Here is a 24525-nt window from a genome sequence, read left to right as displayed (position 1 = left end):
CTTAGAGTTGTAAAATTTAAGTTATGAGCGAAACACTTTCAAGATATTTACCGGAACATGCCGTAAAGCCCGTTTTCGAACTTATTGTTGCTAATCAAGTGCATCTTAAGATTGTCAACGAAAGACAGACGCGTCATGGCGATTATCGAAAAGGGTTGAGTGGAAAACATGAAATCACGGTCAATTCAAACCTAAATAAATACAAGTTTCTAATTACGCTGATTCATGAAATTTCGCATTTGGTTGCGTTTGAAAAATTCGGCAGAAATATTAAACCTCATGGTAACGAGTGGAAATATTCATTTCAAAGGTTGATGATTCCTTATATTCGGCCAGAAATTTTCCCGAATCACTTGTTGCCTTTGTTGGCGCGACATTTCAAAAATCCAACTGCCAGCAGCGATACTGATGCTACTTTAGCTTTGGCATTGAAACAATTTGATCAACAAAATGATAAAAATTATGTTTTTGAGATTCCTTATGGCAGTGTTTTTCGAATCCAAAATGGAAAGATTTTTAAGAAAATAGCTGTAAGAACCAAGCGTTTTGAATGTCTAGAAATAAGTTCGGGGAAAACGTATTTATTCAATCCTAATGCTGAGGTGGAGTTATTGAAAACCAGTTAAATTGACAGATGTTTTACTCTTTTAAGTACGCTTCACGTACTTTTTTGAATAAATTAGAAGAATAAACAAAGTCAACTACTGCTTGATTGTCTGTTCTGAAAATTTCTTCTTTAGTCCCTTCCCAAGCTTTTAAGCCGTCTTTTAGGAATAATATTTTCTCACCAATTTCCATCACGGAGTTCATATCATGCGTATTGATAACAGTGGTGATGTTATACTCTTCCGTAATTTCTTTGATAAGATTATCAATTAATATGGCTGTATTTGGATCTAAACCTGAGTTTGGTTCGTCACAAAACAGATATTTTGGGTTGTTTACAATCGCACGGGCAATCGCCACACGTTTTTGCATTCCTCCAGAAATTTGTGATGGTAATTTTTTATGTGCCTCCGTAAGATTCACTCTTTTTAAAACAAAGTCTACACGCTGCTGAATTTTTTTGTTATTGTCACGGGTAAACATTTTTAATGGAAAGCCTACGTTTTCGGCTACAGTCATAGAATCAAACAACGCGCTTCCCTGAAAAACCATTCCTATTTCAGTTCGTAATTCTCGTTTTTCATCTGCATTTAAGTCGCAATATACTCTTCCGTCAAATGAGATAGTTCCAGATTCTGGTTGATGAATACCAAGAAGACTTTTTAGTAGAACAGTTTTACCAGATCCACTTTGTCCAATAATTAAATTTGTTTTACCCGTTTCAAAAACTGTCGAAACACCTTTAAGAATTTTAACGCTGCCAAATGATTTTTCTACGTTTTTTACTTCTATCATTACGTTAATAGTAATTGAGTTAATATATAATTCATCAAAATAATGGTCACTGATGTCCAAACAAAGGAAACCGTACTTGCTTTTCCTACTTCAAGTGCACCACCTTTCATGTAATAGCCATGAAATGATGGAATTGTAGCCAAAAGCAAGGCAAAGATGAAGGTCTTTATAAAAGCATAAGCGATATGAAAGGGTAGAAAATCTCTTTGAATTCCATCGACAAACTCTGCACCACTTCCGAAACCGCCATATACACTAGCAATATATCCCCCAAGAATACCTAGAAACATAGCGATGCCAATAAGAAACGGATATAATAATAATGCCATTATTTTAGGGAAAACAAGATAGTTTAGAGAATTAACTCCCATAACTTCCAATGCATCGATTTGTTCCGTTACTCTCATTGTGCCAATGCTTGAGGTAATAAAAGAACCCATTTTCCCTGCCATTACAATAGAAATAAAGGTAGGTGCAAACTCTAATATTATAGATTGTCTTGTTGCAAAACCAATTAGGTATTTTGGTATTAACGGATTGGTTAAGTTTAACGCGGTTTGTATAGCAACAACTCCACCTACGAAGAAAGAAATAAAGGCTACAATACCTAAAGAACCAATTATTAAATCGTCGATTTCCTTAAAAATTAAATTTTTCATAACGGACCATTTGGTCTGTTTATTGAAAATTTCTTTCAGCATTAAGCAGTATCTTCCTATCTGCGTTATATATCTTATGAGCATCATAGTTTTTGAAATATTGGCTAAATTACGAAAATACTTAGCAGTTAAAAGTTTTCAATCAGGCGTTTTCTTTAGAAAAGTTTTTCTTTCATTTTCTTTAAACGGTATTTCCTTATGAATTTTGCTTGTTCTGGAGTTACCAATAAGGGGGTTTTAGCAGATTTTGCTTTTACGAAACCTTTTATGTAATCCAAAAACAGAAAAGGCTTTCTCTTCATCATTGCCAGTTTTGCCGAAGCAATTGATGTGATTAAAAATCCGTAGCCTAAGGTATAAAATGCTTCGCCTTGTTTGTAACGAGCGATTTTATTATAATTAGCTCCAGTTGGTTTTAAATGTTTTACGATTAAGGAAGCATCAGTAACGACTTTCCAACCATAAAATTTAGATAGCAATTCGTCAACAGTGTCCCAGCCCATTGCAGGTTTTAAGTTTCCTATTTGTTGAAAACACGCTTTTCTATAAGCTTTGAATGCGCCTCTGATATGGTCTTTGTCGGTGAGATTTTCCAGAATCCATTCGCCATTTTTTTCAATGTAAGCAAATCCGCCAGCCATTCCTATTGTAGCATCCTTTTTGAAAATGTTTAAAACAGTTTCAAAGTAATTTGTGGGTAAAATTAAGTCAGCATCCAATTTTACAATGATGTCATAATTTTCATCTAGTGTTTCGAAGCCTTTGTGAAAAGCTTGAATGACTTTACTTCCTGGCAAATGAATTGCTTCGGAGGTTTTGTTTACCAAAGTGATAAACGGATTTTCTTTGGCGAAAGCCGTTACAATTTCGGCTGTTTTATCAGTAGAATTATCATTGACAACAACTACTTTTTTAGGTAAAACGGTTTGTGAAATCAAAGAATTTAATGTCAACGCAATAAACGTTTCCTCGTTATGAGCCGGAATAACAATGTAGTACTCCATTATTTTATTTTTTCAGCGTAAACGATATAATATCTATTGGTGAACTTTCTCAGTAGAGGACGAAGTCCAAATTTCTTAACTGGATTTGTCCATTTTTCTCTGTCTATAATTTTCCATCCTGTTTTCTCTAAAAGCCAATCTAATTGCCAATCTTCAAACTCATGGTAATGTCTGTCCCACATATCTGTCTTGTTTCTATAGGCCGGTGAAAACCATAAACGCATGGGAATAGATATAAAAAGTTTGTCTGATTTTATTTCTTTTAAAATAGTGTACGGATTAAGCAAATGTTCAAAAATTTCGAAGGCAGTAACTATATCTGTTTTTACTGATTGAAATACAATTTGATTAATGTCTAAGTCTTCTCCGGTCGTGTTTTTAACTGAAAATCCTTCCTCTATCATTATTTTAGAAAAGGGATTTTGTACGCCTAAATCTAATATGGTATCTGAAGTTGAAATGTGTTTTTTTAGAAACTCTAAAGTATGTTTGAATCTTTTATTTGGAAACGTTTTTTCGTACATTTTTTTATTTTTTAACAACAAAGACGCAAAGGTACAAAGATATGGTTCTTTTTTGCAGAATTTTTAGCCCGGATAATAACGAGAAAGCCCACGACTCAAAGAATGTAGTTTTTATTAGCTTAAAAAAGCGACTGAAAGAAGCTCTTTTTAAGGTTTAGAAAAGCACATTTTTTGAGTGTGGACTTGAAATGTATAGCTGGATTAGCTTCAAATAAATTAATATCTGTAAACAAATGCGTTAACATTCATTCCTGCTCCAACGGAGGCAAAAAGTAGAATATCTCCTTTTTGTATCGATTGATTTTCAATTTCTCCTCGTATTAACAAGTCGAAAAGAGTAGGTACGGTTGCAACACTGCTGTTTCCCAGTTCATGAATACTCATAGGCATGATATCTTGAGGAACTGGTCTGTCATGTAATTTATAAAAACGTTGAATGATAGCTTCATCCATTTTCTCATTGGCTTGATGGATAAGAATTTTTTTAACTTCGTCTATCTTAACACCGCTTTTATCAAGACAACTCTTCATTGCTGCCGGTACTGTATTTAATGCAAATTCATAGATTTTGCGTCCGTACATTTTTATGTATCGGGTGTCTGGATCTAAATCTGCATTATACGATTTTCCAAAGAATAAATAATTGGCTTCGTCGTTCGCGTATGTGCCACTTTCGTAGGAAAGCATGCCGGTTTCATCGTCAGAAGCTTCAATTATAGCGGCTCCAGCTCCGTCAGAATAAATCATAGAGTCTCTGTCATGACTGTCAACTACTCTCGACAATGTTTCAGAACCAATCACCAGACAGCGTTTTGCCATCCCGGATGTGATAAAAGCATTTGCTTGAAGAACGCCTTCTATCCAACCTGGACATCCAAAAAGGATGTCGTAAGCGACACATTTTGGATTTTTTATTTGTAATCTATTCTTTACGCGAGTCGCTAAGCTGGGAAGCATATCAGATTGAATTGTTCCGTGTTTAACATCGCCAAAGTTGTGTGCAAAGATGATATAGTCTATAGTTTCAGAATCTATTGCTGCATTTTCTATTGCCTTTTGAGAAGCAAAAAAAGCTAAATCAGATGAATTGAAATGATCTTCGGCATAACGCCTGTGTTCAATTCCTGTTATTCCTTTAAATTTATTGATGATAACTTCGTTAGGATATCCAAATGCAGTTCCATCTTCATTTAAAAAAACATGTTCGCCAAAGTCTGTATTGCTTATTTTTTTCTCAGGAATATAACTTCCTATTCCAGTTATTTTTATTTTCATCGGGTTAGTTTTCCAAAAATTCATGCTAATTTAAACATAAAAAAACAATTACACTCACAATATTTACTATGCGTGCATATAATTATGAAATAGTAATTTATTGGCAAAAATATTAATTATTTTATTAGGAATTGCAAAAAAAGATGCGATATTTATTTCTTAATTGTTGCGATTTATAAAATGGATATTTTTATGAAAATGAGTTAAACCTTTTTTTAAAGTTTGGATATTTTTTTAAATGCAAAAAAAATGTCCCGATTTCTCGAGACATTTCTTTTGAGTTAATTTTAAAATTAGTTTTCCATGTAGGCTTCAATTGGAGCACAAGAACAAACTAAGTTTCTGTCTCCATAAGCATCGTCAGCACGACGAACAGTTGGCCAAAATTTATTTTCAGCAATATAGTCTAACGGGAACGCGGCTTGTTCTCTAGTGTAAGGGAAATTCCAAACATCAGTGGTAAGCATTGCTAAAGTATGAGGAGAATTTTTCAAAACGTTATTGCTATCATCAGCAGTACTGGCTTCAATTTCTTTACGAATTGAAATCATTGCATCACAAAAACGGTCTAGTTCTTCTAAGTTTTCACTTTCTGTCGGTTCAATCATTAAAGTTCCTGCAACGGGGAAAGAAACAGTAGGAGCGTGGAAGCCATAATCCATCAAACGTTTTGCGATATCTGTCACTTCAATTCCTTTTTGTTTGAAAGGACGACATTCTAAAATCATCTCGTGTGCCGCACGACCCATTTCTCCCGAATACAAAGTGTCGTAATGACCGTTTAATTTTTCTTTGATGTAGTTTGCATTTAAGATTGCATATTCGGTAGATTGTTTTAAACCTTCAGCACCTAACATACAGATGTAACCGTAAGAAATCAAACAAACTAAAGCAGAACCCCAAGGTGCCGCCGAAATAGCTGTGATGGCATTGTCACCGCCAGTTGCAATTACAGGATTGGTTGGCAAAAATGGTACTAGTTGTGGAGCAACACATATCGGTCCAACTCCTGGTCCACCACCACCGTGAGGAATAGCGAATGTTTTGTGTAAGTTTAAGTGGCAAACGTCAGCACCGATGGTTGCAGGATTTGTTAATCCTACTTGTGCATTCATATTGGCACCATCCATGTAAACTTGTCCACCGTTATCGTGAATCAATTGGGTGATTTCTTTAATAGCACTTTCAAAAACACCGTGAGTCGATGGATACGTTACCATTAAACAAGAAAGATTATCTGCGTGTAAAATTGCTTTTTCACGTAAATCTTCTACATCAATGTTTCCATTTTCTAATGTTTTGGTAACAATAACTTTCATTCCTGCCATAGCAGCTGAAGCCGGATTTGTTCCGTGAGCCGATGATGGAATTAAAGCAATGTTTCTATGGTGATCTCCTCTTGACTGGTGGTACGCGCGAATTACCATTAATCCGGCATACTCGCCTTGCGCACCGGAGTTAGGTTGTAACGTTGTTCCTGCAAAACCTGTAATAACATTTAATTGTTGTTCCAGTTTAGCCAACATTTCTTGGTATCCTTGTGCTTGATCAAGCGGCGCAAATGGGTGAATATTATTCCATTGCGCATTACTTAATGGCAACATTTCTGATGCAGCATTCAATTTCATAGTACAAGATCCCAGCGAAATCATAGAGTGATTCAAAGCCAAATCTTTTCGTTCTAACATTTTGATGTAACGCATCAAAGCGGTTTCCGAATGGTATTTGTTGAAAACATCATGTTGTAAGAAAGTGGATGTTCTGTTTGTGTTTTCTGGAAAATGATTGGTTTCCGATAAACTTTTAATTGTTGTTGCTTGAGTCGCTTTTGCGGTAGCAAAAACGGAAACAATTTTATTTAAATCAGCAATACTTGTCGTTTCATTCAAAGAAATAGAAACGGTATTTTTATCAATATAATAAAAGTTAATTTCGTTTTGTTCAGCAATCTCTTTTACTTTTTTGGCATCAGCCTTGATAACTATGGTGTCAAAGAAAGCAGTATTGATTTGTTGTAAACCTAATTTTTCTAATGCGTTTGCCAAAGTTGCAGCAGATGCATGAACCTTGTCAGCGATATATTGCAATCCTTTTGGACCATGATAAACCGCATACATTCCAGCCATAACTGACAATAAAACTTGCGCAGTACAAATATTTGAAGTCGCTTTGTCACGTTTGATATGTTGTTCACGAGTTTGCAATGCCATACGCAATGCACGGTTTCCATTTGTATCAACGGTTACTCCGATGATTCTTCCCGGCATGCTTCTTTTGTACTCATCTTTCGTAGCAAAATATGCCGCGTGCGGTCCACCATAACCTAACGGAATTCCAAAACGTTGTGTAGTTCCAAGAACTACTGCAGCGCCCATTTCTCCAGGAGGAGTCAGTTTTACCAAACTTAAAATATCAGCAGCAACAGCTACCTTTATTTCATTTTCTGTCGCTTTAGCTATAAAACAAGCATAATCATGAACTTGCCCAAATTTTCCTGGATATTGAAGGATTGCTCCGAAAAATTCAGTTGAAAAGTCGAACTCTTCATGGTTTCCAATTATTAATTCAACACCAATGGGAGTGGAACGGGTTTGTAAAACCGATAAGGTTTGTGGTAAAATTTCTTCTGAAACAAAGAATTTACAAACATTAGCTTTCTTTTGATCACGAGATCTTACGTCGAATAATAATGCCATTGCTTCCGCAGCAGCAGTTCCTTCGTCTAACAAAGAAGCATTGGCAATTTCCATTCCCGTTAATTCGATAACCATAGTTTGGAAATTCAAAATCGCTTCCAGACGACCTTGAGCAATTTCAGCTTGATAAGGTGTGTAAGCAGTATACCATCCCGGGTTTTCAAAAACATTTCTTTGAATAACCGCAGGAATAATTGCTTGATTGTATCCCAAACCAATATAAGATTGGAACATTTTGTTTTTATTTCCTAGTTTTTGAATATGATTTGCAAATTCATATTCAGTCATTGCAGGTTCTAAATCTAAGTCTGATTTCAAGCGAATGTCACTTGGAATAGTTTCGAAAATCAATTGATCCAGCGTTTCCGCGCCAATTGTTTTCAACATATGTTGTAGGTCGTTTTCTCTTGGGCCTATGTGTCTTAAAGCAAAAGCATCTGTTTTCATACAAAAATATAGGTGTTGTTTTTTAGTGGTGCAAAATTAAGTATTATTAATAATTTAAAAGGTGTTTTGTGGCGCCTATTTTGTCAATTTTTCAACTAAATGATGTATTTGTTCACAATTGACTAATTTTGTTTAATGAAGATTTTTAAACAAATATTTAATTTTTACATAGATAGTAGCATACACGTTGCTTTATCCTGTTATTTCTTGGTTAGGATGACGCAACATATGTTCCACATTTCTTTTGACGAAGCAATCGCTAATTTTGTTTTTTTCGGAACAATTGTAGGATATAATTTTGTAAAATATGATGCTTTGGCCAGAGCCAAAAAACTGCAAATGCGAATGGAATTAAAAATAATTGCATTATTTAGTTTTTGTTCTTTTCTGCTGGTTGGCTATTATTTTTTTCAATTGCATCGGATTACTCAAATTGTTGCGGTTGCTTTTTTGAGTATCACTTTGTTGTATACGCTTCCGTTTTTTCCTAATAGAAAGAATGCCAGAAACTGGGCAGGCGTAAAAATTTATATAGTGGCTTTGTGTTGGGTTGGAGTGACTTTAGGATTGCCTATTTTGAATGCAGAAATTGCTATTACTTCCGATTTTTATTTAAAATGCATCCAGCGATTCCTCTTAATTTTTGTCTTGGTTTTGATATTCGAAATTATTGATTTAGCAAATGATGATCCTCATTTGAAAACTGTTCCACAACAAATAGGAATCAAGCGAACTAAATTATTGGGGATATTACTCTTGATTCCGTTTTATTTTCTTGAATTTTTAAAAAGTAATTTCGATGAAAAACAGCTAATCATCAATTTGATTTTAGTTGCTTTAATTTCCTTATTTCTGCTTTTCGCCAATGAAAAACGTTCTAAATATTACACTTCTTTTTGGGTGGAAAGTGTGCCTATTATTTGGTGGTTATTACTTATTAGTTTCTAAAAATAGTATTTTAAAAAAAATGGTATTACTTCTTTTCTAATAAAATTCTCAATGTTTTATTTCTCAATAAGAAAATTAAACATTTGATTTTTTAAAAATAAATAATCAAATACTTTTCCAAATACCCCAAAAGGGACTTCGTAATATAATTTGTCTTTCATGACTGTCAGCCCATTTTTTTCTGTGAAAAAATGTTCATGTCGAAAAGATTTAAAATGTCCTTCTTCCCTTTCGTCAACAAAATAGTCATACAGATTCATCGCCGTTATTCTGCTTTTATGTTTTAAATAAACGCCAAAATGTTTGACTCGCCAAGTGACGGTCTCATTAAAATCAATCCGGAGGTTATTCCGTCAATTGTTGTTTCGTGATAAGTCAAAAACACATTGACGTGGCGCGTTTATTCTTGTGATAATTTTTATTACAGTCATTAAAATTAGATTTTTCTTTTGTCTTCAATGGTGATCTTCGAGCCAATAGCCAGAAAGACTGATGTTGGTTTTAATTCTTTAATGAACGCAAATTCCGGTCCGTAAACAGTCTCAAAATCTATTTCAGATTTATTGTTGATGACTTCAAGTTGCTTCCATCTCGGATGGGTAACTTGGTATTCAAAAGTTTCATTTTCGTTGATTTTGGTGTAACCAAAGTAATGCTCAGTTATAAACTCTGCTTCAGAGTCTACCTCAATCGCAATGGGATTTTTATTGGTTTCTACATGGATGGTGTTCCAATTGCCTTTTACTTTCCACTGATATATAAATTCCCGTGAGTTTTCATTCACTTTTAAAAGACGTTTCATGGGTAAAGTTTGATAATGCTCATTGTAGAATGTATTTGCTACAAATGATATAGCATATTTTGGAACAATTTCGCTGATAAAAACCGCGCCTCTTTTCCAAAATCCATTCTCAAAGCGTCTCACATAAAACCTAAGATTTACTTCTTCAAAATCAGAATGAAAAGGAATTTTCATTCCTAAAACTCGAACATTTTCGAATAAAAAACCAATAAAGCTCACATAACATTTGCCGTTGAACAAATCTATTTCGGTTCCTTGTGGAACGTATTTTTGTAATATTTCAGGATTAACTTCATAATTAATCATCGCTAAATTATTCCATTCGGCTTTTAAGAAACTCATAATTTGATTGAATTAGGTAGTAAAAAGAAAACCCGAAGTAAGTAAACTTCGGGTTCTAAATAGTTGTTATTTAAATTAATCCTGCTCTCTTTAACAAAGCGTCTGGGGAAGGTTCTTGCCCTCTAAAGCGTTTGTATAATAGCATAGGCTGTTCAGTTCCACCTTTTGAAAGTACATTTTCTTTAAATTTTGTCGCCACCTCTTTATTGAAAATTCCTTTTTCCTGAAAATAAGCAAAAGCATCAGCATCTAGAACTTCAGCCCATTTATAACTGTAATATCCAGAAGAATATCCACCTTGAAAAATGTGTGAAAATGAAACGCTCATGCAATTTTCGGCCACATCAGGATATAAAGTAGTATTTTCGAAAACTGCTTTTTCAAAAGCTTTTACATCCGTAATTCCGTTTGGATTGTTACTATGAAAAGCCATATCCAATAATCCAAAACTGATTTGACGCAAGGTTGCCATCCCTTCTTGGAAACTGGCGCTTTCTTTGATTTTCTCCACATATTCCTGCGGAATAATTTCTCCCGTTTGATAATGATTGGCAAATAAAGCTAAGGCTTCTGGTTCATAACACCAATTTTCCATAATCTGGCTTGGCAATTCTACAAAATCCCAATACACTGAAGTTCCTGATAAACTAGGATAAGTTGTATTGGCTAACATGCCGTGTAAACCGTGGCCAAATTCATGAAACAAAGTCGTTACTTCATTAAATGTCAATAAAGATGGTTTGGTTTCTGTTGGTTTGGTAAAATTACAAACATTAGAAATATGTGGTCTTTCGTTTATACCATCTTTAATATATTGTGATTTAAAAGAGGTCATCCAAGCACCATTTCGTTTGCCTTTTCTTGGAAAAAAATCAGCATAGAAAATAGCAACTAATTGATTGTTTTCATCTTTTACTTCGTAAGTCGTAACTTCGTCATGGTATTTATCGATGTCGAAAATTTCAGTAAACGTTATGCCGTATAATTTCTGAGCAACTGTAAATGCTCCATTCAAAACTTTTTCTAATTGAAAATACGGCTTTAGTTTTTCATCGTCTAAATTGAATAATTTTTGTTTCAATTTTTCAGAATAATAAGCGCCGTCCCATTTTTCTATATGGTCAATACCGTCAAGTTCTTTTGCGAAAGCAGTAAGTTCAGCAAATTCTCTTTCGGCTGCAGGTTTTGCTTTAATTAATAAATCATCCAAAAAGGATTTTACTTTCTCTGGATTTTGTGCCATTCTTTCTTCCAAAACAAAATGAGAATGAGTCTCGTAGCCGAGTAAATTAGCTCTTTCATGACGCAATTTGGCAATTTTTAACACATTTTCCTGATTGTCGAATTTATTGTTCTTGAATGCTTTTTTTCCTGCTGCAATGGCAATTTCTTTTCGCAGTTCTCTATTATCAGCATAAGTTACAAAAGGTATGTAACTTGGAAAATCCAACGTAAAAATCCAACCTTCTATATTCTTAGATTTAGCCAATGATTTAGCAGCTTCTGTCGTTCCTTCTGGTAATCCTTTTAAATCGGCTTCGTCTACAATAATTAATTCATAATTATTGGTTTCGGCCAGAACATTTTCACCGTAAGTCAGTTTCAGTTTGGCTAATTCAGTATCAATTTCGCGTAAGTGTATTTTTTTATCTTCAGAAAGTAAAGCTCCGTTTCTAGAGAAATTTTTAAATTTTTTATCTAATAATGTAGCTTGTTCAGGCGTTAAAGTCAAACTGTCTCTTTGCTCAAAAACTGATTTTACCTTTTTGAATAAATTTGCGTTCAAAGTAATATCATTGCTGAATTCTGTTAACAATGGTGAAACTTCTTGAGCGATTTTCTGCATTTCGTCTGAGGTTTCTGCCGAGTTCAAATTGAAGAATATACTGGATAAACGGTCTAGTGCATTTCCGGAAAAATCCAAAGTTTCTATAGTGTTAAAGAAAGTCGGGGACTCTGGGTTAGTTACAATTGCATCAATTTCGGCTTTTGCGGCTGTAATATTTTCAATAAAAGAGGGCTTGTAATCTTCCAATTTTACTTGTGAAAATGGTGCGGTATCGTATTTAGTCTTGAAATGTTGAGTAAGAATTTTCATTGTATAGTCGTTAATTGTCATTAATTGAAATGTAATAATTTCAATATACAAATGTAGGGATTTATTAAAAAAAAAGGTGGTTTTTAAAAGGATTGGTCAACTGTTAAACTTTATAAAACATCAGTGTGTCTTGTGGTTAAAAAGACCTACATTGTAAAAAAAGGTGGGTTAGTAAGCCGTTTAATTATAATAATGTTAATAAATTAAGTGCGATATGAAATATCAAGTTACAATAAAAAGTGCCTTTAGTGTAGATGAAATTGAAGACTATTGGACCAATGAAGATTATATAAGATTACTAGAAAAATTCGATTATCCAGATGCTGACGGCGATACAACCAGTTTAAAAGAGTTATTGTTTATGGCAATTTCTGATTTTGAACCTAAAGAAGCAGCTGTAATCGTATTGACTTATAAATTATCGGAACAATTGAATGAAGGACAAATTCAACAGATTTCTAATGACATGTTTTTAGATAAAGTTTGTGAAGAATATCCTGAAATCGGTTTGCATTCGAAACTGTTTCACGTTAATCAATTGCTTTTTAAGGCGTATAATGGAAAATTCCCTAATGCTAAAGCTACTATTATAAAATGTAGTTTCGTTACTTTGGAGGATGAAAACGTAAATGAGTTGACAAAGGAAGACGTCTTGAAGCTGTTAAGCGACGGATTATCTGAAAGTACTCTTATCAAGAGATTGTTTGATCAGGCGATGACTCAAGATGCTCCATTTCCAGAAGCAGAGGATATACTTTGGGATTTATCAACAACGGATAATGTCAATTATACTATTGTCACATCTGAATATTGGTTAAACAGAAATGATATTTTAGCTTCAGAATTTGAGGGTTTTTTAGAAGTTGTAGCGGAAGCAGAGTAAAATATTCAAGTGTAAAAAGAGAATTTTTAACTTGAGTTGTGAGAAATTTACAAAAAAATTCAAACACAAATTACACGTATTTACACGAACAGATTTGTGTAAATACGTGTAATTTGTGTTTTTTTTATTTTTGGATGCTTTCTGAAGCGATTATTACTGCTTCTTTCAATCCTGTTTTATACAATATGATTCGGTCGAGTACTGCTTTGCTGTGACTTCCAATAATTTGAGCGGCAAGAATTCCAGCATTTTTCGCTCCGTTTAATGCTACTGTCGCTACAGGAACGCCTCCAGGCATTTGAAGAATAGACAAAATACTGTCCCAACCATCAATAGAATTACTTGATTTTACCGGAACACCAATTACTGGAAGAGGTGACAAGGAAGCTACCATTCCGGGTAAATGTGCTGCACCGCCAGCACCGGCAATAATAACAGTAATCCCGCGATGATGTGCGTTTTTACTGAAATCAAATAGTTTTTCGGGAGTTCTGTGCGCAGAAACAATGTCAACTTCTGTTTCTATGTCAAATGCTTTTAAGATGTCTATCGCTTCTTGCATTACCGGCATATCAGATATGCTTCCCATTATTACGGCTACTTTCATTATTTTTTATTTAAAGATTACTTCGTCCGTTCGCATTACGGCTCGGGTGAAAAATTTAAAGATTGAAAAATTATTTAAAACGCTATTTAGCTTATTGCAATTTTTAAATCATTAAATCTTTTAATTATTCAATTTGTCACTGATTACTCTAATCGTATTCTTCACATCTTCAGCAATTCTTCGGGCTTCGCTAATGTTTTCATTTATTATAGTAACATGTCCCATTTTTCTAAAGGGACGCGTTTGTTTCTTTCCGTAAATGTGTGGCGTAACACCGTCCCATCCTAATATTTTTTCTATATTTTCATATATGACATTACCTGAAAAACCTTCTTCGCCAACCAAATTTACCATTATTCCAGCCACTTTACTATCCGTTTTTCCAAGCGGTAAATCAAGAATGGCGCGCAAATGGTTTTCAAATTGTGAAGTATAGCTGGCTTCAATTGAATAATGACCTGAATTGTGGGGGCGAGGAGCGACTTCGTTAACTATGACTTCGTCGTCTTCAGTTTGAAACATTTCAACGGCCAATAATCCTACATGATTGAATTTTTCGGAAACGGTTAAGGCAATTGCTCTTGCTTTCTCGGAAACTTTATCATCAATTCTGGCTGGGCAAATCACATATTCTACTTGGTTTGCTTCCGGATGAAATTCCATTTCAACCACAGGATATGTTTTTATATCGCCCGATGGATTGCGACAAACAATAACTGCTAATTCATTTTTGAACGGAATCATTTCTTCAGCAATGCATTCTACATTGGCTAAATTATCTAAGTCGGAGATTTGTCTAATGACTTTAACGCCATTTCCGTCATAGCCAAATTCCGTACATTTCCATACAAAAGGTAATTTTAGTTTAGAATCGAGAATATCAACAACTACGCTTTTTAAATTTGGAAATCGCTTGTAATTTGCAGTTGGTATACTATGTTGTATATAAAAATCTTTTTGAATCCCTTTATTTTGAATAAGTTTCAGTGTTTTAGGAGAAGGATAAACTTTCAATCCTTCATCTTCTAGTTTTGCTAAAGCTTCGAGATTAACCAGCTCGATTTCAAAAGTCAAAACATCAACTAGTTTTCCAAAATTGTAAACGGTCTCAAAATTCATTAAGTCGCCTTTGAAAAAATGGTCACAGGCTATTTTGCAAGGTGCCTCATCACTTGGATCAAGTACATAAGTTTGTATGTCGAATTTTCGGGTGTCATATAACAGCATTTTGCCCAGTTGTCCGCCACCGAGAATCCCCAGTTTAAAATCAGAAGAAAAATAATTCATCGTTGTATAGAAATTTGTCTGTAAAATTGATAATGCAAAGATACTTTTAAATGAGTAATAATAAAACAATACGAGTTGTAAAATAGTGATGTGGGTACGTCAGCATTACAAATATTATCTTCTCACAATTACTTTTTTTGAAAAATTACCGTTGGTGGTCTCAATTTTTAAATTATAAAACCCGGTTGATAGATTTTCAACATTTATTGAAAACTGAGGATTACTCAAAGGATTTTTATATTTTCCAATAAATTTGCCATCTATCGCGTAAATGGAAACTGAATAAATGTCATTGTTATTTGGTGAATTAATGGTAATTAGTTCCGAGGTTGGATTTGGATAAACAATAACATCGTAACTATTTTTGAATTCATTAACGGAAAGTAATTTATCAGAAAAACACGAAGAATTAGTTGCGTATTCAGTTTTTATTAAATCGGCTATTTTGTTATTTGTAAAGCCTGTATTTGTAGTTCGATTATAGAAAGTCAAGTCTAATGTTTGGTTGCTTGCTCCAAACCAATCTTGAAGAATTGTACTAAAAACTCTTCTGTTGTCGTGCTGTACAGTACGAACTTGATAATTATTTGCTAGTACGGCTTCGGATAAATTGATATTAATCCCGGAGATTCCGGGATTTATGGCGCTTCCAAAAACAAACATTGGGGCAATTTCTCCATGATCTGTGCCTAAGTTTGCGTTTTCTCCCGCTTTTCTGCCAAATTCTGAGAAGGTAACTGCCACAACATCATTTGCCATGTTTTGATTGTTCAAGTCCGTGATGAAAGTTGTAATGGCTTCTGATATTTGAGTCAAGAGAGTGGCATGATTACCTAAATGGGCTGTGTTGTTTGCCGCTACCTGCATGTCATGCGTATCAAATCCGCCTACTTTTACTAAATAGACTTTGGTCTGAAGACCGCCAGAAATAAATCGTGCCACTGTTTTTAATTGATTGGATAAACTAGTATTAGGATAGGTTAAAGTATTAGTCCCTGAATTAAAGGAACTCGATATGGTTTGAGCGTACGAATTTGCGGAAGTGTCATTGTTGATAATGTACTGAATAAGACCTCCATACTCTGAATCTGGTATATTTGCAGGCGGTTCCCCGCCCAAACCATTCACTACAGAATAAAATCCTGATAAATCCTGGCCACTAATGTTCAAAGACATTCCGTGCTCAACTTCCCCATGAAAACCGAGTGAATTATCATTGCTGCCGAGTTGAATTCCTAAAGGAAAGTTGGAGTTTAAAAAATCTGTATAATAATTCTCAAGAAAACGACCTGTCCATCCACTATCAAAATTATTATTGGCCATAGTGCCATCTCCTCCTGTTAGCCATAAATCAGTTGATTTAAAATGAGATTTGTCCTGGGATGGATAACCGACGCCTTGAATAACCCTCATGAACCCTTTGTCATAGAGAGATTTAAATCCCGTGAGAGAAGGATGTAGTCCTACTTGATCCGTTAACGCCAAAGTTGAATCAAGATTAATAATACCATTTGTCATCCCAATATTATTAAGTTTAATATTCGGTCGCAATGTAGCATAGGTGTCATATTGATTGATGGGTACGATGGTGTTTAATCCATCGTTAGCCCCAGCTAATTGAATTAAGACAATTTTTTTTGAGCTAGAGTTTGGGCATGTGGTCATGCCTGCTGAATTAAAAAGAGCAAAAACCTCAGTAGGCAATAATGATAGTGCGCTAGCTGTTGAGGTCAATTTAATGAAATTTCTTCTTTTCATAATATGTCTTGTTATTAATAAATAAAATAAACTAAAACAGTCGAGATTCGGGGTCTCTTAATACCTTGGTCGCTAATTTTTTTCTGAATAGTGTAAAATAATAGAGATTTAAGTTCTCTAAAATATTTTGATTTAAATGGGAATTTTAAATAAACTAGAACATTTGAGATTCGGGAGCTCTTAATATCTTGGTTACTAATAACTTTAATCGGGATTCTACAACTGTGCTGCTATTGGTACTGATAAAAGTATTCCAGGCTTCAGTCCAGGAATAATTATTGAGGCCCTGAAGGAGAAAAGAATTCATAAAATAGTTAATACGATCAGTATTGGCTTCCTGAGCAAAAAGGGCATTGCATAACTCAGTAGTTACTGCAATAGGGTCTGAAGGGTTTGATACAATTCCAGTTTTTTTTAATACGTCTGAAATGTTTATTTTTGCAACAATATTATTATTACCTGTAATCCTGTTTGTTCCATCAAGTAATGATTCTCCTAATCTGTATTTTGCTATTAAAGTAGAGGACGAAATCCAAATTTTATCATAATCAGGAGCCTGATAATAGGCAGCATGTCCAGCTACGTTTTCAGGATTAAATAATCCCATGTTGGATTTTGTTAGAAATGTATTATAAACAAAATCATTCCAAAAAGGACCGTAAAATTCTAAAGGTTTAGTTGAAGGATTTGGTAGGACGGCTTGTAAATAAGTGCATAATTCGGATAATTGCTGAATGGGAGATTTTATTATTCCTCCAATAGTCTCATCAGTTGACTTACTGTCATCTAAATCATAAAAATGTTGGCTTTCTAATAATTTTCTAATAATCGGAACAATTTCATAGCCATTGTCATAAAGATTTTGTGCCAAAGGATTTATAATGTCATTTTCAACCTCGAGGGAGATGTTGCTTTTTACAAAGTAGGTATATATCTTTCTACAAATATTTTTGGCTGTTGCCGGTTGGTTGAAAACCATTTCAATGTAATTGTCTAATTCTGTATCCATCGAGGCAGCGTCAGTCGCTGAATTGATTATTTTGCTGTTAAATGCGCCACTAAAGGATTTAGAACTGGTGTTGTGATCGGAGTATTGATTGTAGCCTCTTGGGATTCCGGTTTCAGTGTCAATTAGGGTTCGGTCATATTTTCTTTTAAATCCAGTTAATACTCTTGCGGCCTGCACAATATCAGATTCTGTATAGTTTGTGTAATTTCCAGGTGCAATTTGAACTCCTTTGCCAATGGTAAATAATTCTAGAAACTCACGTGCGTAATTTTCATTCGGAGAGCCTTTTACATTTGAAGAGTTGTTCAAAAAGCAAAGCATCGAATTATTAAGTGTCATTTTTTTTGCTAACTTTTTGTAATTCCCATAAGAATAAAATAAAAGCAAACGTATGTAGTCATAAAATTCGGTTGAAGATCCAAATACATCCGTATTTTTTATAACGGTAAATCGAGTGGAAAGAAAATGAGAAAGTTTGAATTTAAGTGTGGGAGTATTAATAGCATTGTACCACCACCAGCCGGTTACTATCGTTGCTTTTCCACCTTGATTAGCAAAGGAGGTTGCTAAATTTGTAGATTCTGTCCAAAAACCGTCTGGTGCAGATGTTGGTGTAGGGTCATAAGGAAGACTCAGTAGGGGTGGATTATCAATCAATAATAAATCTAAAGCTTGGTTTGAATTTAATTTAGCGTATTGGTCTATCAAAGCCTTGGTGTACACAAATGTGGCTCTTCGCAACAAGTGCTTAGCGTTTTTTACACCTAAAACTGTAGTATTTGGATTTAGTGAAGCCATAATTGTACGATTTTCATTATCCTCTACTTAAATTTAGCTATAAATAAATTTGATACAATATTTTTTCGATTAACAGATTACAATACTCGTTTAACTGTTTGTTTTTTAGAAAAGTATATATTTTTTTTAAGATTTTTAATCTAAGTTTTATAATTGTGTTATTAGGATAATTAGCGCATTCGATAGAACACATACAAAATAATGTCCATTTATCAATTGTCAAATTCGAATTCTGTATCTTTGTACATTATTTTAAACACGAAAATAATGATACAACTTAACGATAAACAATTTGTTCCGTTTATTTCCGCTAAAGAAATTGATTTTGCCATTGCTAAAATGGTTGCACAAATCGAAGATGATTTTGCTGATGAAACACCCGTATTTGTAGGTGTTTTGAACGGTGCTTTTATGGTCGTTTCTGATTTTATGAAACTTTATAAAAAACCTTGCGAAGTATCTTTTATAAAAATGGCTTCTTATGAAGGGACTTCTTCAACAGAAGAGGTTAAGCAATTAATTGGGTTGAATCAAGATTTAACGGGCCGTACAGTTATAATAATAGAGGATATTGTCGATACCGGTAATACTTTGGTAGAACTGAAGGCATTATTCAAAAAACAAAATGTTAAGCATTTTAAAATAGCCACTCTTTTCTTTAAACCAGAAGCATACACAAAAGACATCAAAATAGATTATGTTGGAATCAGAATTCCAAATAAATTTATCGTAGGATTCGGATTGGATTATGATGGTTTAGGAAGAAATTTACCGGAAGTATATAAATTGAAAGAATAACTACACAACAACATGACTAACATTGTTTTATTTGGAAAACCAGGAGCTGGTAAAGGAACTCAAGCCGAGTTTTTGAAAAAAAAATACAAATTAACACACATATCCACTGGAGATGTATTTCGCTATAATTTAAAAAACGATACGGAACTTGGCAAACAAGCAAGAGTTTATATGGATGCGGGTGATTTAGTACCGGATGAACTGACTACTAAAATGCTTATCGATGAGGTAAACAAACATCCGGAAACAAACGGAATTTTGTTTGACGGGTATCCGAGAACAATTTCGCAGGCTGAAGCTTTAGATGCTTTTCTAGCTACAATTGGATCCAAAGTTGCTGCAACAATTGCACTCGAAGCGGATGATGAAATCTTAATCCAAAGATTATTGGAAAGAGGAAAAACAAGCGGTAGAATAGACGATCAAGATGAAGAAAAAATCAGAAATCGCTATCAGGAATACAATGAGAAAACGGCTCCTTTAATGGAATATTACCAGGGGCAAGGCAAATTTCATTCCGTAAGCGGAATAGGTTCAATTGCTGAAATTACAGAAAGAGTAAGTAAAGTGATTGATAATTTATAGGAGCAGTTCCAGCTGTACATTACAAGTCCTCGCTCAAAAAAAATATTTTTCTAAGTCATATAAGGAGCTTCCTATGTTAGCTCTTTTATGGCAAGAAAAAACGACTTTTATCTGTGGGCTTTTCATTGCCATCTGGGCTAAAATCCAAGTTGTCGATTAATGAAAGCAAAGAGTGAAAAAATAAATTTTGATACATAAACGAATCAACTAAAAAATTGGAAATAGTAATAATATTTTTTCTAATACTGTTAAATGGCGTTTTCTCTATGTCTGAAATTGCATTGATTTCAGCACGAAAGAATAGATTAGAGACAGCAGCAAAAAAAGGAAATAAAAGCGCTAAAGTTGCATTAGATTTAGCAAATTCGCCTAATAAATTTTTGTCAACAGTACAAATAGGAATTACTCTGATCGGAATTCTTACCGGTATTTACAGTGGTGATAAAATAACTAAGGATGTTGAAGCATTTATAATAGGGTTTGAAATGATGAAACCATATGCACATTCTGTTTCTGTAGGTTTAGTCGTTGTGATTCTGACTTTTTTCTCCTTAGTATTGGGAGAATTACTGCCTAAAAGAATTGGATTAAATCACCCCGAATCCATTGCTAAAGCTGTGGCATTACCCATGAAAATTGTTTCGATTGTTACCGCGCCATTTATTTGGTTGTTAACTCATTCAACGGATTTCTTATTGAATATTTTACAAATAAAACCCACTGCTGATGGTAAAGTAACCGAGGAAGAAATAAAAGCGATTATCAAGGAAGGTACGGAAGGGGGAGAAGTACAGGAAATAGAACAAGATATAGTGGAACGTGTTTTTCATATTGGGGATAGAAAAATAAATTCTTTAATGACCCATAGAAAATCAGTAATGTTTTTGCCATTACATTCGAATAAGGAACAAGTTAAAGATTTTATGCTTAAAGAATTGCATTCTATTTATCCTGTATATGGGGATAACTATGATGATATTGTAGGCGTTGTAAACCTGAAAAATATTTTTGCTCATTTCGAAAATAAAAATTTCAATCTGGCAGATATAATGACGGAAGCTCCTTTTATGATGGAGCAAACGACCGCTTATAGAGCTCTTGAAAACTTCAAAAAAACAGGTATTCATTACGCATTTGTTTCTGATGAATATGGTGTTTTTCAAGGTGTAATTACTTTGAATGATATTCTTGAAGCTTTAGTAGGTGATGCCTCTGATTTTTATAAGGATGATTTTCAATTAATTGAAAGAGAGGATGGAACCTGGTTAGTAGATGGTCATTATTCATTACACGATTTTTTAACCTATTTTGAGTTGGATGAATTGATAAATGATTATGAAGTTACCACGGTCAGCGGATTAATAATGACAGAACTCTCGCATATCCCAAAACAGGGTGAAAAATTGATTTGGCAAAAATTTCAGTTAGAAGTTATTGATATGGATGGCGTTAAGATTGATAAAGTAATGGTGAAATCATTACAAATGTAAAAATAATTTATAGGATTGAAGAACTCAAAATGAGTACTGAATATTATAGTTGAAAAATTGAATATTAGAAAAGATGACAGAAGGGAATTTTGTAGATTACGTTAAAATATATGTTTCTTCCGGAAAAGGAGGAAAAGGATCTACGCATTTGCATAGAGAAAAATTTATTGAAAAAGGTGGGCCAGATGGAGGAGATGGAGGTCGCGGTGGACATGTTTATTTAGTTGGGAACAAAGGTCTTTGGACCTTGTTTCATCTCAAATTTGCGCGACATATTAAAGCAGGTAACGGCGGTGATGGTAGTGGTGACAGAAGTACAGGTGCGGATGGGGACGATAAATTTATCGAAGTGCCATTAGGAACTGTTGTAAAAGATAAAGAAACTGGAGAAATCTTGTTCGAAATCACCGACGATGGTGAAAAACAAATACTTTCTCGTGGTGGGAAAGGCGGTTTAGGAAACTGGCATTTTAGAAGTTCAACTAATCAAACACCAAGATATTCACAACCTGGATTGCCTGGAGCTGAGATGGATGTGATTTTAGAATTGAAAGTACTTGCTGATGTAGGTTTAGTAGGTTTTCCTAATGCGGGAAAATCAACTCTATTATCGGTGTTGACTTCAGCTAAACCAAAAATTGCGGATTATCCGTTTACCACATTAAAACCAAATCTTGGTATTGTTGCGTACAGAGATTTTCAATCCTTTGTGATTGCAGATATTCCTGGGATTATCGAAGGTGCTGCTGAAGGAAAAGGATTAGGACATTATTTCTTGCGTCACATTGAACGTAATTCAACTTTGTTGTTTTTAGTCCCCGTTGACACTCCTGATATCAAAGCAGAATATGATATTTTAGTTAATGAATTGACGAAATACAATCCAGAGATGCTTGATAAAGAACGTTTATTGGTGATTTCAAAATGCGATATGCTCGATGATGGGTTGAAAGCAGAATTAAAAGTGGAATTAGACGTCGCCTTTAAAGATGTTCCGTACATGTTTATCTCCTCTGTTGCCCAACAAGGATTAACAGAATTGAAAGACAAGTTATGGAAAATGTTGAATGACTAACACTTTATAATTTTATACTAAAAGGTGCTCTGAAAAGAGCACCTTTTATTTTTTATAATTCAGTTAGGATCATAAGTATCAAATAAAAACTGCAAGGTTTCGGGGATATTATTGGCTTGTATCTTCGGGTATTTTATGTGGGAATCAAGCCAATTTTCTATCATCAAATAAAAATCATCGCCCACATCATAAAGGACTGGTACACCCATTTTTTTCAGAGCCGCTGCATTGCATTCTTGTTCATAGTGCTGACGAATAGGTATAGAAAGTATTTTTTTTTCCAAATATAATGCCTCAGCTGGCGTTTCAAATCCTCCACCAGTTATGATTCCTTCACAATTTATGAGGCTTTTATTGAAGTAATCTTGATTTACGGGAAAATACGTTATGTTTTTAATAGTATGTTTAATTTGCACATCATTCAAAAACCAATGAAAAGAATAATTAGGCAGTTTATGGAATGCTTTTTCTAAACATTCTTTTTCAAAAGAAGGCAAATAAACGGTAATGTGACCTTCGTTTTTAGGTACCGCATTTACAATTTCATCTTTGATAATTGGCGGTAATATAAAGGAGTCGTATTTGTTAAAATGCAATCCAATATATTGAGGAGAGGGCGCATAATGTTTGAGAATCATTTCTCCCATAATACTTTTTTTTTCTGGTCTGGGAGTCAAAGGGGATAAAAAACTGGCTTGATGGCCAAATTGAAGCGAATGCACTTTTTGTAATTTACAAGCCAAAGAGGTAATCGAATCAAAATCATTAATGACCACATCATAGTTTTTCATTGGCAAAGAATTTGCGTCTTTATAGATTTGTTTTGGTTTAATATTTTTGGCAATATCCCAATAATTTAAGCCACCGCATTTACTGTAATGTAAGCTACAACCATTGCTTTTGAATTTTATAGGCAAGTTGACATCCAGACTGGCATTATTGCCACTCATAAAAAAATCAACTTCACCAAATTTTTGTAGATAAGGGTATAATTGAATCGCTCTGCTGATATGTCCATTACCTGTTGCTTGAATAGCATAAAATATTTTCATTACTTTATATTTATATTTTAAGGATGCTTGTTGTTTTTTGAATGTGCTTTTAGGAAAGAATTTTGTAAACAATATCATGAACTATTTTTTCCTCTAGGGTATCATGGTCTTTGTAATGCTGTGCTTTATACTGATAGAGGCTCCACTTTTCTTTTTTGTATTCTAAGGCGGTGAGGTTTTCAACCCAATCACCACTGTTTAAATACATAACTTTTCCGTGTTCGTTTTGGACTTCCTTCATTTGAGGTTTGTGAATATGTCCGCAAATCACATAACTGTATTTTTTTTGAATTGCTATTTCTGCGGCGGTTGTTTCAAAATTGGATACAAATGAAACTGCTTTCTTGACACTATCTTTAATCATTTTTGAATAGCTTCTTTTCTCCTTTCCTAAAAGCACTAAAAACCAGTTAATCAAACTGTTAATTAAAATCAATAAATCATATCCTTTTCCACCTAGTTTGGCTAATATTTTAGCGTAGCCTTTCGTAGAGGAATCAAATACATCTCCATGGAAAATCCAGGTTTTCTTTCCGTCTAAATCCAGAATTAGTTTATCAGCCAATTCAAAATTCCCTAAAATAAAATCAGAGTATTTCCGTAGGGCTTCATCGTGATTACCGGTAATATATATAACGCGGGTTCCTTGATTAGACATTTTTATAATTTGTCTCAAGACATTCATGTGAGAAGCTGGGAAATAGCTTTTGGTGAAACTCCACATATCAATGATGTCTCCATTTAAAACCAAAATTTTTGGTTGAATAGATTTTAAATATTGCAGTAATTCTTTGGCATGACATCCATATGTGCCAAGGTGTATATCACTTATGACCACCAGCGGAATTTTTCGTTTCCTTTTCATAATTAGTTTTTACTAAAGTAATTCCTGTATGTTAGGAAAACGTTTCAGGATTATTATCATATCTTTTTATTTTGTTGTTTGTATAAGTAGAACAAAATATGTTTATTGCTTTAAAATTTTCT

General features: G+C 34.0%; 21 protein-coding genes. 7 read left to right on the top strand and 14 right to left on the bottom strand.

Annotated elements, in window-relative coordinates:
• Positions 1-23 precede the first annotated feature (23 nt).
• Entirely contained in the window at positions 24-626 is a 603-nt protein-coding gene (locus ACFX5D_RS09085; protein ID WP_379857881.1) for a SprT-like domain-containing protein, read from the top strand.
• Between the two features lie 13 nt (positions 627-639).
• Here the strand turns inward: ACFX5D_RS09085 and ACFX5D_RS09080 are convergent, their stop codons facing one another.
• The 6 genes from ACFX5D_RS09080 to gcvP all read right to left on the bottom strand — a co-directional run bounded on the left by ACFX5D_RS09080 (position 640) and on the right by gcvP (position 8006).
• The gene (locus ACFX5D_RS09080; protein WP_379857880.1) at positions 640-1401 is read right to left on the bottom strand and encodes an ABC transporter ATP-binding protein; all 762 of its coding nucleotides are present in this window, start codon (positions 1399-1401) and stop codon (positions 640-642) included.
• A complete protein-coding gene (locus ACFX5D_RS09075) occupies positions 1401-2147 on the bottom strand; it encodes an MlaE family ABC transporter permease (RefSeq protein ID WP_104000055.1) in 747 nt (248 codons plus the stop codon). The genes ACFX5D_RS09080 and ACFX5D_RS09075 overlap by 1 nt, the downstream gene beginning before the upstream one ends.
• A 68-nt stretch (positions 2148-2215) precedes the next feature.
• Positions 2216-3064: a glycosyltransferase family 2 protein gene (locus tag ACFX5D_RS09070; RefSeq protein ID WP_379857879.1), complete on the bottom strand. Its 849-nt coding sequence runs from the start codon at positions 3062-3064 to the stop codon at positions 2216-2218.
• A complete protein-coding gene (locus tag ACFX5D_RS09065; protein ID WP_379857878.1) occupies positions 3064-3588 on the bottom strand; it encodes a methyltransferase domain-containing protein in 525 nt (174 codons plus the stop codon). The genes ACFX5D_RS09070 and ACFX5D_RS09065 overlap by 1 nt, the downstream gene beginning before the upstream one ends.
• Before the next feature lie 216 nt (positions 3589-3804).
• Positions 3805-4863, bottom strand: a complete 1059-nt coding sequence (locus ACFX5D_RS09060) for a 3-oxoacyl-ACP synthase III family protein (protein ID WP_379857911.1) — start codon at positions 4861-4863, stop codon at positions 3805-3807.
• 293 nt (positions 4864-5156) lie between these two features.
• Complete coding sequence (gene gcvP / locus ACFX5D_RS09055; RefSeq protein WP_379857877.1) at positions 5157-8006, bottom strand: aminomethyl-transferring glycine dehydrogenase; 2850 nt, start codon at positions 8004-8006, stop codon at positions 5157-5159.
• A 135-nt stretch (positions 8007-8141) separates the two neighbouring features.
• On the opposite strand from gcvP, the gene ACFX5D_RS09050 reads away from it, so the two are divergent.
• On the top strand, positions 8142-8954 hold the full coding sequence (locus ACFX5D_RS09050) for a UbiA prenyltransferase family protein (protein WP_379857876.1): 813 nt from the start codon (positions 8142-8144) through the stop codon (positions 8952-8954).
• A gap of 436 nt (positions 8955-9390) precedes the next feature.
• On the opposite strand, the gene ACFX5D_RS09045 is transcribed toward ACFX5D_RS09050, so the two are convergent.
• Positions 9391-10098: a YqjF family protein gene (locus ACFX5D_RS09045; protein WP_379857875.1), complete on the bottom strand. Its 708-nt coding sequence runs from the start codon at positions 10096-10098 to the stop codon at positions 9391-9393.
• A 70-nt stretch (positions 10099-10168) separates the two neighbouring features.
• The gene (locus ACFX5D_RS09040; RefSeq protein WP_379857874.1) at positions 10169-12196 is read right to left on the bottom strand and encodes a M3 family metallopeptidase; all 2028 of its coding nucleotides are present in this window, start codon (positions 12194-12196) and stop codon (positions 10169-10171) included.
• 214 nt (positions 12197-12410) lie between these two features.
• Here ACFX5D_RS09040 and ACFX5D_RS09035 point away from each other — a divergent pair, with 214 nt between their 5' ends.
• The gene (locus tag ACFX5D_RS09035) at positions 12411-13079 is read left to right on the top strand and encodes a hypothetical protein (RefSeq protein ID WP_379857873.1); all 669 of its coding nucleotides are present in this window, start codon (positions 12411-12413) and stop codon (positions 13077-13079) included.
• A 124-nt stretch (positions 13080-13203) separates the two neighbouring features.
• Here the strand turns inward: ACFX5D_RS09035 and purE are convergent, their stop codons facing one another.
• The 4 genes from purE to ACFX5D_RS09015 all read right to left on the bottom strand — a co-directional run bounded on the left by purE (position 13204) and on the right by ACFX5D_RS09015 (position 18538).
• On the bottom strand, positions 13204-13689 hold the full coding sequence (gene purE, locus ACFX5D_RS09030; protein WP_379857910.1) for a 5-(carboxyamino)imidazole ribonucleotide mutase: 486 nt from the start codon (positions 13687-13689) through the stop codon (positions 13204-13206).
• Between the two features lie 117 nt (positions 13690-13806).
• A complete protein-coding gene (locus ACFX5D_RS09025) occupies positions 13807-14973 on the bottom strand; it encodes a 5-(carboxyamino)imidazole ribonucleotide synthase (protein ID WP_379857872.1) in 1167 nt (388 codons plus the stop codon).
• A 114-nt stretch (positions 14974-15087) separates the two neighbouring features.
• Entirely contained in the window at positions 15088-16731 is a 1644-nt protein-coding gene (locus ACFX5D_RS09020) for a DUF1501 domain-containing protein (RefSeq protein ID WP_379857871.1), read from the bottom strand.
• A 154-nt stretch (positions 16732-16885) separates the two neighbouring features.
• Positions 16886-18538, bottom strand: a complete 1653-nt coding sequence (locus ACFX5D_RS09015; RefSeq protein WP_379857870.1) for a DUF1800 domain-containing protein — start codon at positions 18536-18538, stop codon at positions 16886-16888.
• 267 nt (positions 18539-18805) lie between these two features.
• Between ACFX5D_RS09015 and hpt the strand changes: the two genes are divergently transcribed.
• The 4 genes from hpt to obgE all read left to right on the top strand — a co-directional run bounded on the left by hpt (position 18806) and on the right by obgE (position 22486).
• Complete coding sequence (hpt, locus tag ACFX5D_RS09010; protein ID WP_379857869.1) at positions 18806-19336, top strand: hypoxanthine phosphoribosyltransferase; 531 nt, start codon at positions 18806-18808, stop codon at positions 19334-19336.
• Between the two features lie 12 nt (positions 19337-19348).
• Complete coding sequence (locus tag ACFX5D_RS09005) at positions 19349-19921, top strand: adenylate kinase (RefSeq protein WP_379857868.1); 573 nt, start codon at positions 19349-19351, stop codon at positions 19919-19921.
• Between the two features lie 215 nt (positions 19922-20136).
• The gene (locus ACFX5D_RS09000) at positions 20137-21411 is read left to right on the top strand and encodes a hemolysin family protein (RefSeq protein ID WP_379857867.1); all 1275 of its coding nucleotides are present in this window, start codon (positions 20137-20139) and stop codon (positions 21409-21411) included.
• Positions 21412-21484: 73 nt separating this feature from the next.
• A complete protein-coding gene (gene obgE, locus ACFX5D_RS08995; protein ID WP_379857866.1) occupies positions 21485-22486 on the top strand; it encodes a GTPase ObgE in 1002 nt (333 codons plus the stop codon).
• 59 nt (positions 22487-22545) lie between these two features.
• On the opposite strand, the gene ACFX5D_RS08990 is transcribed toward obgE, so the two are convergent.
• Entirely contained in the window at positions 22546-23538 is a 993-nt protein-coding gene (locus ACFX5D_RS08990; RefSeq protein ID WP_379857865.1) for a glycosyltransferase family protein, read from the bottom strand.
• Positions 23539-23587: 49 nt separating this feature from the next.
• Positions 23588-24403: a UDP-2,3-diacylglucosamine diphosphatase gene (locus ACFX5D_RS08985; RefSeq protein ID WP_379857864.1), complete on the bottom strand. Its 816-nt coding sequence runs from the start codon at positions 24401-24403 to the stop codon at positions 23588-23590.
• Between the last annotated feature and the right edge of the window lie 122 nt (positions 24404-24525).

Source organism: Flavobacterium fructosi (assembly GCF_042787335.1).
Classification (GTDB): domain Bacteria; phylum Bacteroidota; class Bacteroidia; order Flavobacteriales; family Flavobacteriaceae; genus Flavobacterium; species Flavobacterium fructosi.
The sequence above is the reverse complement of the archived record's forward strand: the minus strand, read 5'-3'. Positions and strand labels throughout refer to the sequence as shown.

Coding starts and splice junctions, on each gene's coding strand:
- ACFX5D_RS09020 (WP_379857871.1), bottom strand. CDS start 16,731: ATGAAAAGAAGAAATTTCATTAAATTGACCTCAACAGCTAGCGCACTA.
- ACFX5D_RS09005 (WP_379857868.1), top strand. CDS start 19,349: ATGACTAACATTGTTTTATTTGGAAAACCAGGAGCTGGTAAAGGAACT.
- ACFX5D_RS09075 (WP_104000055.1), bottom strand. CDS start 2,147: ATGATGCTCATAAGATATATAACGCAGATAGGAAGATACTGCTTAATG.
- ACFX5D_RS09085 (WP_379857881.1), top strand. CDS start 24: ATGAGCGAAACACTTTCAAGATATTTACCGGAACATGCCGTAAAGCCC.
- ACFX5D_RS09025 (WP_379857872.1), bottom strand. CDS start 14,973: ATGAATTATTTTTCTTCTGATTTTAAACTGGGGATTCTCGGTGGCGGA.
- ACFX5D_RS09015 (WP_379857870.1), bottom strand. CDS start 18,538: ATGGCTTCACTAAATCCAAATACTACAGTTTTAGGTGTAAAAAACGCT.
- ACFX5D_RS08985 (WP_379857864.1), bottom strand. CDS start 24,403: ATGAAAAGGAAACGAAAAATTCCGCTGGTGGTCATAAGTGATATACAC.
- gcvP (WP_379857877.1), bottom strand. CDS start 8,006: ATGAAAACAGATGCTTTTGCTTTAAGACACATAGGCCCAAGAGAAAAC.
- ACFX5D_RS09060 (WP_379857911.1), bottom strand. CDS start 4,863: ATGAAAATAAAAATAACTGGAATAGGAAGTTATATTCCTGAGAAAAAA.
- ACFX5D_RS09080 (WP_379857880.1), bottom strand. CDS start 1,401: ATGATAGAAGTAAAAAACGTAGAAAAATCATTTGGCAGCGTTAAAATT.
- obgE (WP_379857866.1), top strand. CDS start 21,485: ATGACAGAAGGGAATTTTGTAGATTACGTTAAAATATATGTTTCTTCC.
- hpt (WP_379857869.1), top strand. CDS start 18,806: ATGATACAACTTAACGATAAACAATTTGTTCCGTTTATTTCCGCTAAA.
- ACFX5D_RS09070 (WP_379857879.1), bottom strand. CDS start 3,064: ATGGAGTACTACATTGTTATTCCGGCTCATAACGAGGAAACGTTTATT.
- ACFX5D_RS09035 (WP_379857873.1), top strand. CDS start 12,411: ATGAAATATCAAGTTACAATAAAAAGTGCCTTTAGTGTAGATGAAATT.
- ACFX5D_RS09040 (WP_379857874.1), bottom strand. CDS start 12,196: ATGAAAATTCTTACTCAACATTTCAAGACTAAATACGATACCGCACCA.
- ACFX5D_RS08990 (WP_379857865.1), bottom strand. CDS start 23,538: ATGAAAATATTTTATGCTATTCAAGCAACAGGTAATGGACATATCAGC.
- ACFX5D_RS09065 (WP_379857878.1), bottom strand. CDS start 3,588: ATGTACGAAAAAACGTTTCCAAATAAAAGATTCAAACATACTTTAGAG.
- ACFX5D_RS09045 (WP_379857875.1), bottom strand. CDS start 10,098: ATGAGTTTCTTAAAAGCCGAATGGAATAATTTAGCGATGATTAATTAT.
- ACFX5D_RS09050 (WP_379857876.1), top strand. CDS start 8,142: ATGAAGATTTTTAAACAAATATTTAATTTTTACATAGATAGTAGCATA.